We start from the raw sequence: 16644 nt of genomic DNA, 5'->3' as shown, positions 1-16644 counted from the left end.
CGTCGATTAACTATGTTACAATAGGGTTTAGAAAACGTTATTGGAGCATTTAAATGAAACGATGGAAAGTGGCCCTAGTAAGTGCTGGCTTATTGGGGTGTTTTTTTACTGTAGTGGAGACAGCAAAAGCAGAAGAGGGAACTTGGCTAGGAAAGACCTACCTCAAAGCAGACGGGAAACCAGCAACCAACCAATGGATCTATGACCAAACGCAACAGGCCTGGTTTTATTTAACAGCTGATGGAAATCGTGCTGAGAACGGCTGGCTGACTGTTGGTGGTAAAGATTACTATTTTAACGAAGCTGGAAAATTAGCTACGAAAACGTGGGTTGGCCAGTATTATGTGACTGAAAGTGGTGCTAAAGCCAAGGAACAGTGGGTATTTAATCAGGAACAAGAATCCTGGTATTATCTCAAGTCTGATGGTCAGAAAGCTCAAAAAGAATGGATTCAACAAGGTCAGGAAAAATATTACCTTAAAGAAGACGGGAAAATGGCCAAAGATGAGTGGATCACTCAAGGGGAGAATCAATACTACATCAATTCACAAGGTAAAATGCTGAAAAATGCTTGGCTTGGTAAGAACTATATATCAGAAAATGGTCATAAGGTTAAACAAGCCTGGATTTATGATGACAACTATAGCAGTTGGTTCTACCTTCAAAAAGACGGTACCTATGCTGAAAATGGGTGGTTAACTATAGATGGGAAGGACTACCATTTTAAATCAGGCGGTTATCTTTCTACTGAACGTTGGATTGATCGCTTCTATGTTGCCAAGAGTGGAGCTAAATTGAAATCGGAATGGCTCTTTGATAAGAATTATGATGCTTGGTTTTACTTGAAAGCTGACGGAACCTATGCCGAAAAAGGCTGGGAAACGATTAAAGAAAAAGATTACCATTTCAAATCAGGCGGCTATCTTTCTACCGAGCGCTGGATTGACCGCTTCTATGTTGCTAAAAGTGGAGCTAAACTGAAATCGGAATGGCTCTTTGACAAGAATTATAACTCTTGGTTTTACTTGAAAGCTGACGGAACCTATGCTGAAAAAGGTTGGCAAACCATCAAAGGCAAGGATTACCATTTCAAATCAGGCGGCTACCTCTCTACGGAAACTTGGATTGACCGCAGTTATGTGACGAGTAGTGGAGCAAAAGCTGGCAAAGGGTGGCTCTTTGACAAGAATTATAACTCTTGGTTCTATATCAACTCTGATGGAAATTATGCCAATAAAGAATGGCTCTGGGATAATGGTTACTACTATCTCAAATCTGGTGGTTATATGGCTGCGAGTGAGTGGGTATGGTACAAGAACAATTGGTTCTACCTCAAGTCAAATGGAAAGATGGCTGAGAAAGAATTAATCTACGATTCATCCGACCAATCATGGTACTACCTTAAATCAGGCGGTTATATGGCAAAAAATGAAACTGTGGATGGTCATACCTTGGATGCTTCTGGTAGATGGCATGTTGCGGATAAAACCAAATATTACAAAGTTAAACCCATCACAGCCTATGTCTATAGTGCATCTGGAGAAATCTTAAGTTACATTAACCAAGGAAGCATTGTTTCACTGGATAGTTCGACTCGAAAAGGTGGCCGACTTGCAGTTTCGATTTCTGGCTTGTCTGGCTATATGAATCAAAGTGATTTGATAGCAGTAGATGAAGGAAGCGAGTTTATCCCTCATTATACTAGTGATGGGAAATTCCTCTACCATGAACTCTCTCCTTATACGAGTATCAAAGTAGCTCCACACACATCTGCTATGGTTATTGGTAAGAAGTACTACTCAACTGATGGAGAGCACTTTGAGGGCTTTACCATTAAAAATCCTTTCCTCTATAAAAACTTGAGAGAGCCAAGTAATTATAGTGCAGCTGAGTTGGATAAACTGTATTCGATGATGAACTTGCAGGATAGTCCTCTAGCAGGTAAAGGAGCGACTTTCAAAGAAGCTGAGGAACGCTACGGTGTCAATGCCCTTTACTTGATGGCACATAGCGCTCTTGAAAGTGCGTGGGGACGTAGTCAAATTGCCAGAGATAAGAACAACTTCTTTGGTATTGCTGCTTATGATACTAGCCCATATCTCTCAGCCAAGAGTTTTGATAATGTGGATAAAGGAATCCTTGGAGCGGCCAAGTGGATTCGTGAGAACTACATCGACTATGGCAGAGACCACCTTGGAAACAAGGCAACAGGAATGAATGTTCGCTATGCTTCAGATCCATACTGGGGTGAGAAGATAGCCAGCATCATGATGACTATCAACAGCAAACTTGGTTGGAAAGACTAATCAAAAGAAATCAACGGTAACTACTGAAAAGTGGTTATCGTTTTTGTTTTAAACATTGGAGGAGAAATAGTATAATAACAGTCTCTTTATTCTTGAACAATTAACAAAATGATAGTAAAATGTAAGAGGAGATATTAATCTAATTACTATATAAAAAGGAGATTTTTATGAAAAAGCTACTATCCTTCTCAATTGCCTTGCTTTCAATCACAACCCTAGTTGCTTGTTCTGGACGTAAGGCAGAATCAAAGGTCCCAGAAGAAAAAATTGAACAGAAGCAAATCAAGTTTGATGAGAAGTTGTTTAAAGAAGCTGGACTTTTGCCTTTTAAAAATGAAAAGCAGCTAGAACTTGGGGAATTGGATTCTAAATCACGCGCAACGGGTGCTCATATTCAACTTAAGGACAGCGATGAGCCAACTGAGAAGAGAGAGCCTAAGATAAGTTATAACCCAGTTGGATGGCACAATTATAAATTCTTTTATGGTGACGGTAAAAAAGAAGCTTGGTTGATGAGTCGTGGTCATTTGGTTGGGTACCAATTTAGCGGATTAAATGATGAAAAGAGGAATCTGGTTCCAATGACTAACTGGCTAAATGCTGGAAATTATTCTGGAACAGATGACCAAAACCAAAGTAGCATGCTTTACTATGAAAATCGATTGGACTCTTGGTTGGCCAATCACCCAAACTATTATCTTGACTACAAGGTGACCCCAATCTATCAGAAAGATGAATTGATTCCGAGACAAATTGAATTGCAGTATGTGGGAATAGATGAAAATGGCAAACTCTTGGAAATCAAATTGGGTGGTAGTAAAGAAAAGGTTGATCAGTATTCAGTGACGCATGTTGTTTTAGACAATGTTTCAGCTAATGCGGAAATCAATTATTTGGACGGTACGGCTAAAAATACAGTTGAAGATGCAAAGATAAAAGAAGAAAAAGAAAAGGCTAAGAAGGAAGCTGAGGAAAAAGCCAAGAAAGAGGCTGAAGAAAAAGAAGCAGCTGAAAAGAAAGCAAAAGAAGAAGAGCAGGAAAAAGCTCGCCAAGCCGCACAAGAAAAGGAAGAAAGCCAGGAATCAAACTCGCAATCAACAAATTCAGGTGGCTACTTTAGAGATAAAAACGGAAGATGGCACAGACCAAATGGTAAATTCGCTTCCAAGAAAGAAATTAGAGAAGCCGGATTGCAGTGATAGGAAGAATTTAGCAGATATACAGTCAAAAAGCCGTTGGAAAACGGTTTTTTGTTATAATTAAATGAAGAATGTAGAATTGAAGGAGAACATCATGACTTTTGAAGAAATCCTGCCTGGGTTAAAGGCCAAGAAAAAATATGTACGAACTGGTTGGGGAGGGGCTGAAAACTATGTCCAACTCTTTGACACTATCGAACAAAACGTGGTTGCACTTGAAGTGACGCCTTATTTTCTAATCAACGTGTCTGGAGAAGGGGAAGGTTTTTCCATGTGGAGCCCGACACCTTGTGATGTTTTGGCGACGGATTGGGTAGAAGTGTATGACTAGACGTGTATTGATTACGGGAGTAAGTTCAGGGATTGGTCTGGCTCAAGCCCGCCTCTTTTTAGAGAAGGGTTATCAAGTTTATGGTGTGGATCAAGGTGAAAATCCACTCTTACAGGGTGATTTCCACTTTTTACAGAGAGATTTGACCTTGGACTTGGAGCCAATTTTTGACTGGTGTCCTTATGTGGATGTTTTGTGCAATACTGCTGGAGTTTTGGATGATTACAAACCACTGTTGGAACAATCAGCCCAGGAAATTCAAGAGATTTTTGAAATCAACTATGTGACTCCTGTTGAGTTGACTCGTTATTATTTGACGCAAATGCTGGAAAATAAAAAAGGAATCGTTATCAATATGTGCTCCATTGCTTCTAGCATAGCAGGTGGCGGTGGTCACGCCTATACCTCGTCTAAGCACGCCTTGGCTGGCTTTACCAAGCAGTTGGCTCTAGACTATGCTGAGGCTGGTATTCAGGTCTTTGGGATTGCTCCAGGGGCAGTCAAGACAGCTATGACCGCTGCCGACTTTGAGCCAGGTGGATTGGCTGACTGGGTGACTAGTGAAACGCCAATCAAGCGCTGGATTGAGCCAGAGGAAGTAGCAGTGATTAGCCTTTTCTTAGCAAGTGGAAAAGCGAGCGCCATGCAAGGACAAATCTTGACCATTGATGGTGGCTGGTCTTTGAAGTAGGAGGAGTTGGATGGGAACCAAAAAACACTTTGGAGTCTATGCTGTTTGCTGTGAAAATGGGAAGTTACTCTGCATTGAAAAAACGAGGGGCCCTTATCAACATCGTTATGATTTACCCGGAGGCAGTCAGCAACTTGGTGAAGGATTGACGGAAACGCTGATTAGAGAAGTTATGGAAGAGACGGGATATACTGTTAGAAGCTACTCTAATCCTCGAATCTACGATGTTTTCGTCAGGGAAGAGTTAAAAAATTGTGTGGTTCACCATATCATGGCATTTTATGATATTGAGGTCAACGAGAAGGAAGCTCAAGTTACTATTTCGGAAGCTGTCTCTGATGGTGCGAATGATTCACTCGGATATGTTTGGATGGATATTCAGAAAATCACAGAAGAAAATGCATCACCATTAGTCTTGAAGATTAAGTCTGAATTATTAGGATTTCCAGAGCTGGACAAGACCTTGTATATGAATTGGAAGGTGAATGATGAGAAACCAACTTGTCCTTAGTGGCGAACAAATTGTTGAAAAAGTTTATCCTCAGTTATTGCACCACGTCGGTATGATTCGTGGAGAATACTTACTGAGAGAGCTCAATCAAAATATCCTATTAGCAAGTTGTCAACAATTTGTAAAAGATTATCTAGATACCATTTGCTCCTTGTACTCAGATGAAGAGGTTTGGTATCGTTTTTCAGAGTTAACAAATACAGAAGCTAATTGTTTAGAGGGGACTAAAGAGCATTTTGATGAAAATCATCCCTTGTTTGGTTATAGAGGAACTAGGCGCTTGCTGGCGTGTCCTGATGAATTTCAGGCTGAAGCACATGTCGTTACAGAAGTTTATCAAACAAATCCCAATCTGTCTGTTATTTTTCCTTTTATCAATGATGCTGAGCAGTTAAAACAAGCTATTAGAGTATTGCGTGAGCATGGTTTTACTGGAAAAGTCGGCACAATGATTGAATTACCGTCAGCTTATTTTGACTTGGACAGGATACTGGAAACTGGTATTTCAAAGATTATAGTTGGAATGAATGATTTGACTTCTTTTGTTTTTGCGACTGTGAGAAACAGTCAATGGCATGATATGGAAAGTCCAATAATGTTAGATATGCTAAGAGATATGCAGGATAAAGCAAGGATAAAAAAGATTGACTTTGCTGTAGCAGGCTATCTGAATACTTCTTTCATACAAAAAATGAATCAGATGGGTATCAAGTGTATTATCCACTACAGTTCTATTCCAGAGATTTTTAATTTAGAGATTGATCATCCAGACCACCTCAAACGTATAAAAGAAGTAAGTAAAAAATTACAAAGGAGCAACCCATGACACCGCAAGAAATGTGGAATGACTACAAGCAAATCAACCCCTCTATCGGAGATGAGATAGATGCCTGGGCTTTTGGAGTGGAAGCAGATCTCTTGGCAGATTTGGTTTTAAAAGGCGAAAAGACAGCAACTGCCTCAGCCTACGACCTCTATGCAATAGAAGACGAACCTCTTCCACGAGAAGGAACCTTTGACATCATTTTAGATAGCCAAGATCGAGCTGTCTGCATTGTCGAAATTACTAAGGTTTCCGTTCAGCCCTTTCATCAAGTTTCTGCTGACCATGCCTATAAGGAAGGTGAGGGAGACAAATCTTTAGCCTATTGGCGTCAGGTTCATGAGGACTGTTTCGCCGAGTGGCTGAGAGAGGCAGGACTGACTTTTACACCTGACAGCAAGGTTGTTTTGGAAGAATTTCGCAAGGTCTACCCACTCTAGACTGCAGAAGGAAGAAAGTTTTGGAAATTACCGTCCAATCCTTTTTTCTAAAGCAAAACATGATATAATAAGTTTGTTTGAAGAAGAGTAAAACTCTTAAACTTAGAATAGGAGAAAACTATGCAAGCAGTTGAACATTTTATTACGCAATTTGTTCCTGAACACTATGATTTATTTTTAGACTTGAGTCGTGAGACCAAGACCTTTTCTGGGAAGGTGACCATCACTGGTCAAGCCAAGACTGACCGTATTTCCCTTCACCAAAAAGATTTGGAAATCGCTTTTGTAGAAGTTGCGGGTCAAGCTCGTCCGTTTACAGTTGACCATGACAATGAAGCCCTTCATATCGAATTGGCTGAGACTGGTCAAGTTGAATTGGTCATCGCTTTTTCAGGAAAAATCACAGACAACATGACAGGGATTTACCCTTCTTATTACACAGTTGATGGTGTCAAGAAGGAAGTCCTGTCTACTCAGTTTGAAAGCCATTTTGCGCGTGAAGCCTTCCCATGTGTGGACGAGCCTGAAGCCAAAGCAACTTTTGACCTCGCTCTACGTTTTGACCAAGCGGAAGGTGAAGTGGCCCTGTCAAACATGCCAGAAATTGATGTGGAAGACCGTAAGGAGACAGGCGTCTGGAAGTTTGAGACAACACCTCGCATGTCTTCTTACTTGTTAGCCTTTGTAGCTGGTGATTTGCAAGGGGTAACCGCTAAAACCAAGAATGGTACTCTCGTTGGTGTCTACTCAACCAAAGCCCACCCCCTATCAAACCTTGATTTCTCACTGGACATCGCCGTTCGCTCAATCGAGTTTTACGAAGATTACTACGGAGTTAAGTATCCAATTCCTCAATCGCTCCACATCGCCCTTCCTGACTTCTCAGCAGGTGCAATGGAAAACTGGGGTCTTGTGACTTACCGTGAAGTTTACTTGGTTGTGGATGAGAACTCAACCTTTGCTAGCCGTCAACAAGTTGCCCTTGTTGTGGCACATGAGTTGGCTCACCAATGGTTTGGTAACCTCGTGACTATGAAATGGTGGGATGACCTTTGGCTTAATGAAAGCTTCGCTAACATGATGGAATACGTCTGTGTGGATGCCATCGAGCCAAGTTGGAACATCTTTGAAGACTTCCAAACAGGTGGAGTTCCAGCGGCGCTTAAACGTGATGCGACTGATGGGGTTCAGTCTGTCCACGTCGAAGTCAAACACCCAGATGAAATCAACACGCTCTTTGATGGCGCTATCGTTTATGCCAAAGGAAGCCGTCTTATGCACATGCTTCGCCGTTGGCTAGGTGATGCTGATTTTGCTAAGGGTTTGCACGCTTACTTTGAAAAACACCAATACAGCAACACCATTGGTCGTCACCTTTGGGATGCTCTTGGTCAAGCATCAGGACGTGATGTCGCAGCCTTCATGGATTCTTGGTTGGAACAACCTGGTTATCCAGTTCTCACTGTCAAAGTTGAAAATGACGTCTTGAAGATTTCGCAAAAACAATTCTTTATCGGTGAGCACGAAGACAAGAACCGCCTCTGGGTAGTGCCACTCAACAGCAACTGGAAAGGTTTGCCAGACACACTTGAAACTGAAAGTATCGAAATCCCTGGCTATGCCGCTCTTCTTGCTGAAAACAAAGGAGCACTTCGCCTCAATACTGAAAATACTGCCCACTACATTACAGACTATCAAGGAGACTTGTTAGATGCTGTTCTTGCTGAGTTAGAGACACTTGATAACACAAGCAAACTGCAAATCGTTCAAGAACGTCGTTTGTTGGCTGAAGCAGGGCACATTTCTTATGCAGACTTGCTTCCAGTCCTTGATAAACTTGCTAAGGAAGAGTCTTATCTGGTGGTTTCAGCTGTTTCTCAAGTGATTTCTGCCCTTGAGCGCTTTATCGATGAAGGTACAGAAGCTGAGAAAGCCTTTAACAGTCTGGTTGCTAAATTGGCTCGTCATAACTATGACCGTCTTGGCTTTGAAGCCAAAGACGGAGAATCAGATGAGGATGAATTGGTTCGTCAGTTGGCCGTTTCTATGATGATTCGCTCCAATGATGCAGAAGCTAGTCAAGTCGCTAGCCAAATCTTTGCAGCTCACAAGGAGAACCTTGCAGGACTTCCAGCAGCCATCCGTGCACAAGTTCTTATCAATGAAATGAAACACTATGAGACCAAGGACTTGGTCGCAACTTATCTGGACCTCTACACTCATGCGACGGATGCGGTCTTCAAACGCCAGTTGGCAGCTGCTCTAGCCTACAGTACAGATGCTGACAATATCCAAACCTTGATTCGTTCATGGAAGGACAAATTTGTGGTGAAACCACAAGACCTTTCTTCATGGTACCTCCAATTCCTCGGACACCAAACAACTCAAGAAACTGTTTGGGTATGGGCGCGTGAAAACTGGGATTGGATCAAGGCAGCTCTTGGTGGGGATATGAGCTTTGATAGCTTTGTCATCTTCCCATCACACATCTTTAAAACAGAAGAACGCTTGGCTGAGTATAAGGAATTCTTTGAACCGCAACTTTCTGACCTAGCTCTTAGCCGTAATATCCGCATGGGGATCAAGGATATCGCAGCGCGTGTTGACTTGATTAAGCGTGAGAAAGCAGCAGTCGAAGCTGTTGTAGCCCAATATGGCAAGGCTTAATTCGTTCAAAATGTAAACAAAAACTCAACTTTCTATCTGAAAAGAAGAGAGAGTTGAGTTTTTTTTAAGGCAATTTTGGTATAATAATCATAACAAGGAGGAGTTTCTGATGATAAAAATCTTATTAGTAGAAGATGACCTGGGTCTGTCAAACTCAGTATTTGACTTTTTGGATGATTTTGCAGATGTCATGCAGGTTTTTGATGGAGAAGAAGGTCTCTACGAAGCAGAAAGTGGCGTTTATGACTTGATTTTGCTTGACCTGATGTTGCCTGAAAAAAATGGCTTCCAAGTCTTGAAAGAGTTGCGCGAAAAAGGAATTACGACACCAGTCCTTATCATGACTGCCAAAGAGAGTTTGGATGACAAGGGACACGGTTTTGAGCTTGGAGCGGATGACTACCTCACCAAACCTTTCTACCTTGAAGAACTCAAAATGCGGATCCAAGCCCTTCTCAAACGTTCAGGTAAATTTAACGAAAACACCTTAACCTATGGGGATATTGTCGTCAACCTTTCAACGAATGAAGTGAAAGTGGAAGATACTCCTGTAGAACTACTCGGAAAAGAGTTTGAGTTATTGGTTTATTTCCTTCAAAATCAAAATGTTATTCTTCCCAAGACGCAAATTTTTGACCGTCTATGGGGATTTGATAGCGATACGACGATTTCCGTTGTAGAAGTCTATGTCTCAAAAGTTCGTAAGAAATTGAAGGGAACAGCCTTTGCTGAAAATCTTCAAACCTTGCGTAGTGTCGGGTATATTTTAAAAGATGTTCAATAAACTAAAAAAAACATGGTATGCGGATGATTTCAGCTATTTCATTCGAAACTTTGGAGTGTTCACCCTGATCTTCTCTGCTATGACCTTGATTATCCTCCAGGTCATGCACTCGAGTCTCTACACTTCTGTAGATGAAAAACTACAAGCCCTTAGCACTAGCCCTCAAGCTGTTATCCAATTAGCCCTTAATCGGGCAACTGAAGAAGTCAAGGATATTCAACCAGCAACAGCGGATGCCAACAAGGCTGAAATCAAACCCAATGTCAGCTCCAATACGGAAGTCTTGCTCTTTGACAAGGATTTTAACCAACTCTTACTGGGCAATCGTTTTTTAGGTTTGGATAAGATCAAGCTGGACAAAAAAGAGTTGAATCACATTCGGCAAATCCAAGTTGTCAATAGTTACGGTCAGGAAGAAACCTATCGGATGATTTTGATGGAAACCAACTCTTCCTCCGTATCAAGTAACGTCAAGTATGCGGCGGTTTTAATCAATACTAGCCAGCTCGAGCAAATCAGCCAAAACCACGAGCATTTAATTGTTGTAGTCATGGCTAGTTTCTGGCTCCTGTCTTTAATTGCCAGTGTTTATTTGGCACGTGTCAGTGTCAAACCCTTGCTGGAAAGTATGCAAAAGCAGAAGTCCTTTGTTGAAAATGCTAGTCACGAACTGAGAACGCCTTTGGCCGTTTTACAAAATCGGTTAGAGAATCTCTTTCGAAAACCAGAGGCAACGATTATGGAATCCAGCGAAAGTATCGCTTCCAGTCTTGAAGAAGTTCGCAACATGCGTTTCCTCACGACCAATCTTCTCAACCTTGCACGTCGCGATGATGGAATCAAACCAGAAATAGCAGAAGTATCACCACAGTTCTTTAAGACAACCTTTGCTAACTATGAGTTGATTGCTTCTGAAAATGATCGTATTTTTGAGTATGAAAATCGGATTTATCGTCCCTTCATGACCGATCAGTTGCTCCTAAAACAACTCATGACCATCTTATTTGACAATGCCATCAAGTATACTGAAGAAGATGGGAAAATTGAGTTTGTAGTCCATGCTACAGATCGTCACCTTTATCTAACAGTAACGGATAATGGAATTGGAATCTCAGCTACTGATAAGAAGAAAATCTTTGACCGCTTTTATCGTGTAGACAAGGCGAGAACCCGTCAGAAAGGTGGCTTTGGTCTTGGACTATCTTTGGCCAAGCAGATTGTTGATGCTTTGCGAGGAACGATTAGCGTGAAAGATAACAAACCTAGAGGAACGATTTTTGAAGTTAAAATCGCTATTCAATCTCCTTCAAAACGTAAGAATAAATAAAAAAGACAGTTAGATAACTGTCTTTTTTGATAACTAGAAAAGAGGTTGGTAGAAGTACCAACCTTTATTTTGAAAATTTTCGTTTCATCATCTTTCGTTGAAGTTGTAAAAGAGCGAGGCTTGTTGCCATAGCAGCGATAAAGGACAAAGCTGTATTTAATTTTAAGGCTAAAAAGATAAAACTAAAAAGTGCCATAAAAATACAGAAACAAGCGATATTTACAAAAAATAAAATCTCTTTTAGGTTAGGGCCGACTGGGGCTTCAGGTGTGTAATCTTGGTAAAGCGGAGTTTGTTTCGATTCGGGAGCTTGTTCAAACTCATAAGCTTCTAGTTTTCTTGCGGACATGATTCTCTCCTTAACAGTACATAACTATTTTATCATTTTTTATGCAGAGAATTATTACAGGATTGTTACAAAAACACTAAAGTCTCTTATCATCCTCTAAGTCGCTCTTCTTGACACCCACTAGAGAAAATGATAGCATGGATGTTACACTTAAAAACAGATGACCTAACTTTCTATATTATAAATATACTGAGAAAGGTAAGGATAACTTATATAAATTGATAGCAAGCTGAGGCTTTTTCCTAAGATGATTTGTTAAGTTGCTACCTGAATACTTTTGAAGAGTATTGATAGGAGTTGTTTTGAATGGATGATAAGACAGAGATTCTGTCTATTGGACTGGGTGGCATTCTTGCTACCTCTGGGAAATGTTAAAGGAGATAAGCATGTATCTTGCTATCAAAGAGATATTACGAAACAAACTTCGATATAGTTTGATCTTAACGACCATTCTTCTTATCGCTTTTATGGTCTTTTTTATGACCAGTCTAGCTCTCGGTCTTGTGCGAAACAACCGGGCCGCTATTGATAATTGGCAAGCAACGGGTGTCGTTTTATCCGACTACGCAAATGATAATTTGACAGCATCCTTTATTCCTGAAAAGGACTACAAGGATAAGAGTTCTGAAGAGGCTGCTCCCCTGGGCTATATGTTCGCTGTAACCAATCTAGTCGATGGTAGTGAAAAGGTCAATGTTTCCATTTTTGCTCAAGACTGGGACGCTTTTATCTCTCCTAGTTTGACGGAAGGTCGTTATCCTGAAGGAGATGATGAGGTTGTCGTGGACCAGTCTTTTGAGAACTATGGGATGAAGCTAGGCGATGCCATTCAGCTCAATGGAAGCGATTCAAGTTACAAGATTGTAGGCCTGACTCAAGGAAATAAATTTTTCACCGAGCCTGTTGTCTTTACGAGCCTGACAACTTATTGGACCTTACAAGGAACCTTGAAAGCCAATCGTTCCATCTCTGCCTTGGTATTGAAAAATGACATAGAAGTGACTGGCGACGGACTGAAACAGATTTCCATTCCAAAAATGATTTCGAAAATTCCTGGTTACACACCTCAGGTTAATGTATTTTCAGGAATGATTCTCGCTATGATTGTTATCACAGGCTTGATTGTGGGGATTTTTGTTTATATCATTACCATCCAAAAACTAGGACTTTATGGAATAATGCGAGCTCAAGGGATACAGATCAAAACCATTGTATGGTCTCTGTTCTGTCAAATCTTCCTCCTAGCTGGTATGGGGATTGCTTTAGCCTTGCTGGCAATCGGAGGAGTGATTTTAGTCTTACCAGCTACCTTCTTTTTCTATCCAAGTTGGATAGCCTATTCTGTCCTAAGTTTGGTAATTTCCTTGATGGCCCTTCTAGGTGGTGTCATTTCACTTCCACGCTTGCTAAAGGTGGACCCGATTACTGCGATTGCAGAGTGATAAGGAGAATAGTATGACAACATTGATAGAAATGAATCAAGTGACAAAAACTTACGGGGAAGGAAAGATGAAAGTCGTAGCCCTGCATGAGACGAATTTTCAGCTAAATGCGGGAGAGTTCGTAGCTATCGTTGGGCCCTCTGGCTCTGGAAAGACGACCTTTCTAACAACTCTAGGACAACTTCAGGAAGCATCGAGTGGAAAGATTCTAGTCAAAGGGAAGGAAACAGGCAGTTTGACGGAGAAGGAAAAAACAGATCTCCGTTTTAGAGAGTTTGGTTTCATTCTCCAGGCTTCAAACTTAATTCCTTTTCTAACGGTCAAGGAACAGCTGGATTTGATAGACAGACTAGATAAGGGAAAAAATAGTAAAAGTGACCGAAAAGAGCTGTTTGACTTGTTGGATTTGGAAAAAGTTCAAAATCATTATCCCAAAGCTCTATCGGGTGGCGAACGTCAGCGTGCCGCGATTGCTAGAGCGCTCTATAACAATCCAAGCATTGTGCTTGCAGATGAGCCGACAGCCAGTCTTGACACTGAGCATGCCTACCAAGTAACGGAGATGCTGGCTGCCATTGCCCATGAACAAGGTAGAGGAGTTGTTATGATTACGCATGACACTCGTCTTCTTGATAAGGTTGATCGTATTTATGTCATGAACGATGGCCACCTAGTTGAAGAAACACATGCATAAAATAGAGTGAATGGTACAAGTTACTGTTCACTTTTTTGATTGGGAAAGATAGAAACAAGTTTAACTTTTTGTGAAACTCTCAGTAACCATAGCTGATTTTTTAGAAATGTGGTATAATTTTTCTTATGGAAAAGATTATCATTACAGCAACTGCTGAAAGTATTGAACAAGTTGAACAGTTACTCGAAGCCGGCGTAGACCGTATCTATGTTGGTGAGAAAGATTTTGGCCTTCGTCTGCCAACGACTTTTAGTCATGAAGACTTACGCACCATCGCTAAGTTGGTTCATGAAGCAGGCAAGGAATTGATTGTCGCGGTTAATGCCCTCATGCACCAAGATATGATGGACCGTATCAAGCCTTTCCTAGACTTCTTGGAAGAGATTAAGACAGACTATATCACTGTTGGGGATGCAGGTGTCTTTTACGTTGTCAATCGCGATGGTTATTCCTTTAAGACCATCTACGATGCTTCAACCATGGTGACAAGCAGTCGTCAGATTAACTTCTGGGGTCAAAAGGCAGGCGCATCTGAGGCGGTTTTGGCGCGTGAAATTCCATCTGCTGAACTCTTCAAGATGCCAGAGATTTTGGAAATTCCTGCTGAAGTATTGGTTTATGGGGCTAGTGTCATTCACCATTCTAAGCGTCCGCTCTTACAAAACTACTATAACTTCACGCACATCGATGATGAAAAGACACGTAAACGTGACCTCTTCTTAGCAGAACCGAGTGACCCTGAGAGCCATTACTCTATCTTTGAAGATAATCATGGTACTCACATCTTTGCCAACAATGACCTTGATTTGATGACCAAATTAACAGAATTGGTGGAGCATGGTTTTACTCATTGGAAACTTGAAGGACTTTACACCCCAGGTCAGAATTTTGTAGAAATTGCTAAACTCTTTATTCAAGCGCGTGGCTTGATCCAAGAGGGGAATTTCAGCCATGACCAAGCCTTCTTGTTAGATGAGGAAGTGCGCAAGTTACACCCTAAAAACCGTTTCCTCGACACAGGATTCTATGATTACGATCCTGATATGGTTAAATAGGACACCAAAACCCGAAATAAAAATGTTCGGGTTTTTCCAGTGTATCCATGAAATAAAAACGGATACATGTTATAATAAAAATAGCTCTTTAATGGAGGTGTTTAAGTGGAGAATCTGAAAAAGATGGCAGGTATCAAGGCTGCTGAGTTTGTCAAGGATGGTATGGTTGTTGGACTCGGAACTGGATCAACTGCCTACTATTTCGTAGAAGAAATCGGTCGTCGGATTAAGGAAGAAGGTTTGCAGATTACTGCTGTGACAACTTCCAGTGTGACCAGTAAACAGGCTGAAGGTCTTAACATCCCGCTCAAGTCGATTGATCAAGTTGACTTTGTTGATGTGACGGTTGACGGGGCGGATGAAGTAGATAGCCAGTTTAACGGAATCAAAGGCGGTGGTGGTGCCCTTCTGATGGAGAAGGTTGTGGCAACGCCCTCAAAAGAATACATTTGGGTGGTGGATGAAAGCAAACTGGTCAAGAAACTAGGTGCTTTTAAATTGCCAGTAGAAGTGGTTCAGTATGGTGCAGAACAGGTCTTTCGTCGGTTTGAGCGAGCTGGCTACAAACCAAGTTTCCGTGAAAAAGACGGTCAACGTTTTGTGACCGATATGCAGAACTTTATCATTGACCTGGCCTTGGATGTCATTGAAGATCCAATTGCTTTCGGGCAAGAATTGGACCATGTCGTTGGTGTCGTAGAGCATGGCTTGTTCAACCAAATGGTGGATAAGGTCATCGTAGCGGGACGAGACGGTGTTCAGATTTTAACTTCAACAAAAGCAAACTAATCAACATAATAAGGAGACAGACTATGTCAAAATTTAATCGTATTCACTTGGTGGTATTGGATTCTGTGGGAATCGGTGCTGCACCAGATGCCAATAACTTTGTCAATGCAGGAGTTCCAGATGGAGCTTCTGATACACTGGGACACATTTCAAAAACAGTTGGTTTGAATGTGCCAAACATGGCTAAAATCGGTCTAGGAAATATTCCTCGCGAAACGCCTCTAAAGACTGTACCAGCTGAAAGCAATCCAACAGGATATGCAACAAAATTGGAAGAAGTATCCCTTGGTAAGGATACCATGACTGGTCACTGGGAAATCATGGGACTCAACATTACCGAGCCTTTCGATACTTTCTGGAACGGATTCCCAGAAGAAATCTTGACAAAGATTGAAGAATTTTCAGGACGCAAGGTCATTCGTGAAGCCAACAAACCTTACTCAGGTACAGCTGTTATCGATGATTTCGGACCTCGTCAAATGGAAACTGGGGAGTTGATTATCTATACTTCAGCTGACCCTGTTTTGCAAATTGCTGCCCACGAAGACATTATTCCTTTGGATGAATTGTACCGTATCTGTGAATACGCTCGTTCGATTACCCTTGATCGCCCTGCTCTTCTAGGTCGTATCATTGCCCGTCCATATGTTGGTGAGCCAGGTAACTTCACTCGTACGGCAAATCGTCGTGATTTGGCAGTATCTCCATTTGCACCAACTGTTTTGGATAAATTGAACGAAGCTGGTATCGATACTTACGCTGTTGGTAAAATCAACGACATCTTTAATGGCGCGGGTATCAATCATGACATGGGCCACAACAAGTCAAACAGCCACGGAATTGATACACTATTGAAGACTATGGAACTTGCTGAGTTTGAAAAAGGATTCTCCTTCACAAACTTAGTTGACTTTGATGCTCTTTACGGCCACCGCCGCAATGCTCATGGTTACCGTGATTGCTTGCATGAGTTTGATGAACGCTTGCCTGAAATTATCGCAGCCATGAGAGAGAATGATCTTCTTTTGATTACTGCTGACCATGGAAATGACCCAACCTATGCAGGAACTGACCACACTCGTGAATATATTCCACTTTTAGCTTACAGTCCTAGCTTTAAGGGAAATGGTGTCATTCCAGTTGGACATTTTGCAGATATCTCAGCGACAGTTGCGGATAACTTTGGTGTGGAAACTGCCATGATTGGGGAAAGTTTCTTAGATAAATTGGTATAAG

At 41.4% G+C, this 16644-nt stretch carries 16 protein-coding genes; 15 read left to right on the top strand and 1 reads right to left on the bottom strand.

Features of this window, described 5'->3' with window-relative positions:
• Positions 1-53: 53 nt before the first annotated feature.
• From O3655_RS02325 to O3655_RS02280, 10 genes are all read left to right on the top strand, one after another.
• The gene (locus O3655_RS02325; protein WP_308697076.1) at positions 54-2306 is read left to right on the top strand and encodes a glucosaminidase domain-containing protein; all 2253 of its coding nucleotides are present in this window, start codon (positions 54-56) and stop codon (positions 2304-2306) included.
• Positions 2307-2473: 167 nt separating this feature from the next.
• On the top strand, positions 2474-3505 hold the full coding sequence (locus O3655_RS02320) for a DNA/RNA non-specific endonuclease (RefSeq protein ID WP_308697077.1): 1032 nt from the start codon (positions 2474-2476) through the stop codon (positions 3503-3505).
• A gap of 94 nt (positions 3506-3599) precedes the next feature.
• Positions 3600-3836 carry a DUF2829 domain-containing protein gene (locus O3655_RS02315; protein WP_308697078.1) on the top strand — a complete coding sequence of 79 codons (237 nt, stop codon included), beginning with the start codon at positions 3600-3602 and terminating at the stop codon, positions 3834-3836.
• A complete protein-coding gene (locus tag O3655_RS02310; RefSeq protein ID WP_308697079.1) occupies positions 3829-4527 on the top strand; it encodes a 3-oxoacyl-ACP reductase in 699 nt (232 codons plus the stop codon). Before O3655_RS02315 ends, O3655_RS02310 begins: the two co-directional genes overlap by 8 nt.
• Before the next feature lie 10 nt (positions 4528-4537).
• Positions 4538-5038: an NUDIX hydrolase gene (locus O3655_RS02305; protein WP_217970688.1), complete on the top strand. Its 501-nt coding sequence runs from the start codon at positions 4538-4540 to the stop codon at positions 5036-5038.
• Positions 5016-5864, top strand: a complete 849-nt coding sequence (locus tag O3655_RS02300; protein ID WP_070697048.1) for a putative PEP-binding protein — start codon at positions 5016-5018, stop codon at positions 5862-5864. Before O3655_RS02305 ends, O3655_RS02300 begins: the two co-directional genes overlap by 23 nt.
• Entirely contained in the window at positions 5861-6301 is a 441-nt protein-coding gene (locus tag O3655_RS02295; RefSeq protein WP_049518538.1) for an ASCH domain-containing protein, read from the top strand. The genes O3655_RS02300 and O3655_RS02295 overlap by 4 nt, the downstream gene beginning before the upstream one ends.
• 120 nt (positions 6302-6421) lie before the next feature.
• Complete coding sequence (locus O3655_RS02290) at positions 6422-8968, top strand: M1 family metallopeptidase (RefSeq protein WP_095726088.1); 2547 nt, start codon at positions 6422-6424, stop codon at positions 8966-8968.
• Positions 8969-9077: 109 nt separating this feature from the next.
• Positions 9078-9752 carry a two-component system response regulator CiaR gene (gene ciaR / locus O3655_RS02285; RefSeq protein WP_000590630.1) on the top strand — a complete coding sequence of 225 codons (675 nt, stop codon included), beginning with the start codon at positions 9078-9080 and terminating at the stop codon, positions 9750-9752.
• Entirely contained in the window at positions 9742-11079 is a 1338-nt protein-coding gene (locus O3655_RS02280) for a HAMP domain-containing sensor histidine kinase (RefSeq protein ID WP_308697081.1), read from the top strand. The genes ciaR and O3655_RS02280 overlap by 11 nt, the downstream gene beginning before the upstream one ends.
• A 64-nt stretch (positions 11080-11143) precedes the next feature.
• Here O3655_RS02280 and O3655_RS02275 read toward each other — a convergent pair whose 3' ends face one another.
• Entirely contained in the window at positions 11144-11428 is a 285-nt protein-coding gene (locus tag O3655_RS02275; protein WP_371641137.1) for a DUF3270 domain-containing protein, read from the bottom strand.
• A 386-nt stretch (positions 11429-11814) separates the two neighbouring features.
• On the opposite strand from O3655_RS02275, the gene O3655_RS02270 reads away from it, so the two are divergent.
• The 5 genes from O3655_RS02270 (at position 11815) to O3655_RS02250 (ending at position 16643) form a co-directional block, all read left to right on the top strand.
• On the top strand, positions 11815-12870 hold the full coding sequence (locus O3655_RS02270; protein ID WP_000280283.1) for an ABC transporter permease: 1056 nt from the start codon (positions 11815-11817) through the stop codon (positions 12868-12870).
• Between the two features lie 13 nt (positions 12871-12883).
• Positions 12884-13564 (top strand): ABC transporter ATP-binding protein, encoded by a 681-nt coding sequence (locus O3655_RS02265; RefSeq protein WP_213951967.1) that lies wholly within the window; start codon positions 12884-12886, stop codon positions 13562-13564.
• Between the two features lie 125 nt (positions 13565-13689).
• Entirely contained in the window at positions 13690-14619 is a 930-nt protein-coding gene (locus O3655_RS02260; RefSeq protein WP_049520783.1) for a peptidase U32 family protein, read from the top strand.
• Positions 14620-14724: 105 nt separating this feature from the next.
• Complete coding sequence (rpiA, locus tag O3655_RS02255; RefSeq protein ID WP_339293618.1) at positions 14725-15408, top strand: ribose-5-phosphate isomerase RpiA; 684 nt, start codon at positions 14725-14727, stop codon at positions 15406-15408.
• 23 nt (positions 15409-15431) lie between these two features.
• Positions 15432-16643 carry a phosphopentomutase gene (locus tag O3655_RS02250; protein ID WP_200371544.1) on the top strand — a complete coding sequence of 404 codons (1212 nt, stop codon included), beginning with the start codon at positions 15432-15434 and terminating at the stop codon, positions 16641-16643.
• Position 16644: the final 1 nt, after the last annotated feature.

The organism is Streptococcus sp. 27098_8_70 (assembly GCF_041432215.1).
In the GTDB taxonomy this organism is placed as follows: domain Bacteria; phylum Bacillota; class Bacilli; order Lactobacillales; family Streptococcaceae; genus Streptococcus; species Streptococcus oralis_CP.
This window is presented reverse-complemented; position numbering and strand designations above follow the sequence as displayed.

Bases quoted from the DNA above. Each gene is read 5' to 3' on its own strand.
- O3655_RS02280 (WP_308697081.1), top strand. From the start codon at position 9,742: ATGTTCAATAAACTAAAAAAAACATGGTATGCGGATGATTTCAGCTAT.
- O3655_RS02315 (WP_308697078.1), top strand. From the start codon at position 3,600: ATGACTTTTGAAGAAATCCTGCCTGGGTTAAAGGCCAAGAAAAAATAT.
- O3655_RS02325 (WP_308697076.1), top strand. From the start codon at position 54: ATGAAACGATGGAAAGTGGCCCTAGTAAGTGCTGGCTTATTGGGGTGT.
- O3655_RS02310 (WP_308697079.1), top strand. From the start codon at position 3,829: ATGACTAGACGTGTATTGATTACGGGAGTAAGTTCAGGGATTGGTCTG.
- O3655_RS02290 (WP_095726088.1), top strand. From the start codon at position 6,422: ATGCAAGCAGTTGAACATTTTATTACGCAATTTGTTCCTGAACACTAT.
- O3655_RS02305 (WP_217970688.1), top strand. From the start codon at position 4,538: ATGGGAACCAAAAAACACTTTGGAGTCTATGCTGTTTGCTGTGAAAAT.
- O3655_RS02300 (WP_070697048.1), top strand. From the start codon at position 5,016: ATGAGAAACCAACTTGTCCTTAGTGGCGAACAAATTGTTGAAAAAGTT.
- O3655_RS02295 (WP_049518538.1), top strand. From the start codon at position 5,861: ATGACACCGCAAGAAATGTGGAATGACTACAAGCAAATCAACCCCTCT.
- O3655_RS02320 (WP_308697077.1), top strand. From the start codon at position 2,474: ATGAAAAAGCTACTATCCTTCTCAATTGCCTTGCTTTCAATCACAACC.
- O3655_RS02270 (WP_000280283.1), top strand. From the start codon at position 11,815: ATGTATCTTGCTATCAAAGAGATATTACGAAACAAACTTCGATATAGT.
- O3655_RS02260 (WP_049520783.1), top strand. From the start codon at position 13,690: ATGGAAAAGATTATCATTACAGCAACTGCTGAAAGTATTGAACAAGTT.
- O3655_RS02250 (WP_200371544.1), top strand. From the start codon at position 15,432: ATGTCAAAATTTAATCGTATTCACTTGGTGGTATTGGATTCTGTGGGA.
- ciaR (WP_000590630.1), top strand. From the start codon at position 9,078: ATGATAAAAATCTTATTAGTAGAAGATGACCTGGGTCTGTCAAACTCA.
- O3655_RS02265 (WP_213951967.1), top strand. From the start codon at position 12,884: ATGACAACATTGATAGAAATGAATCAAGTGACAAAAACTTACGGGGAA.
- O3655_RS02275 (WP_371641137.1), bottom strand. From the start codon at position 11,428: ATGTCCGCAAGAAAACTAGAAGCTTATGAGTTTGAACAAGCTCCCGAA.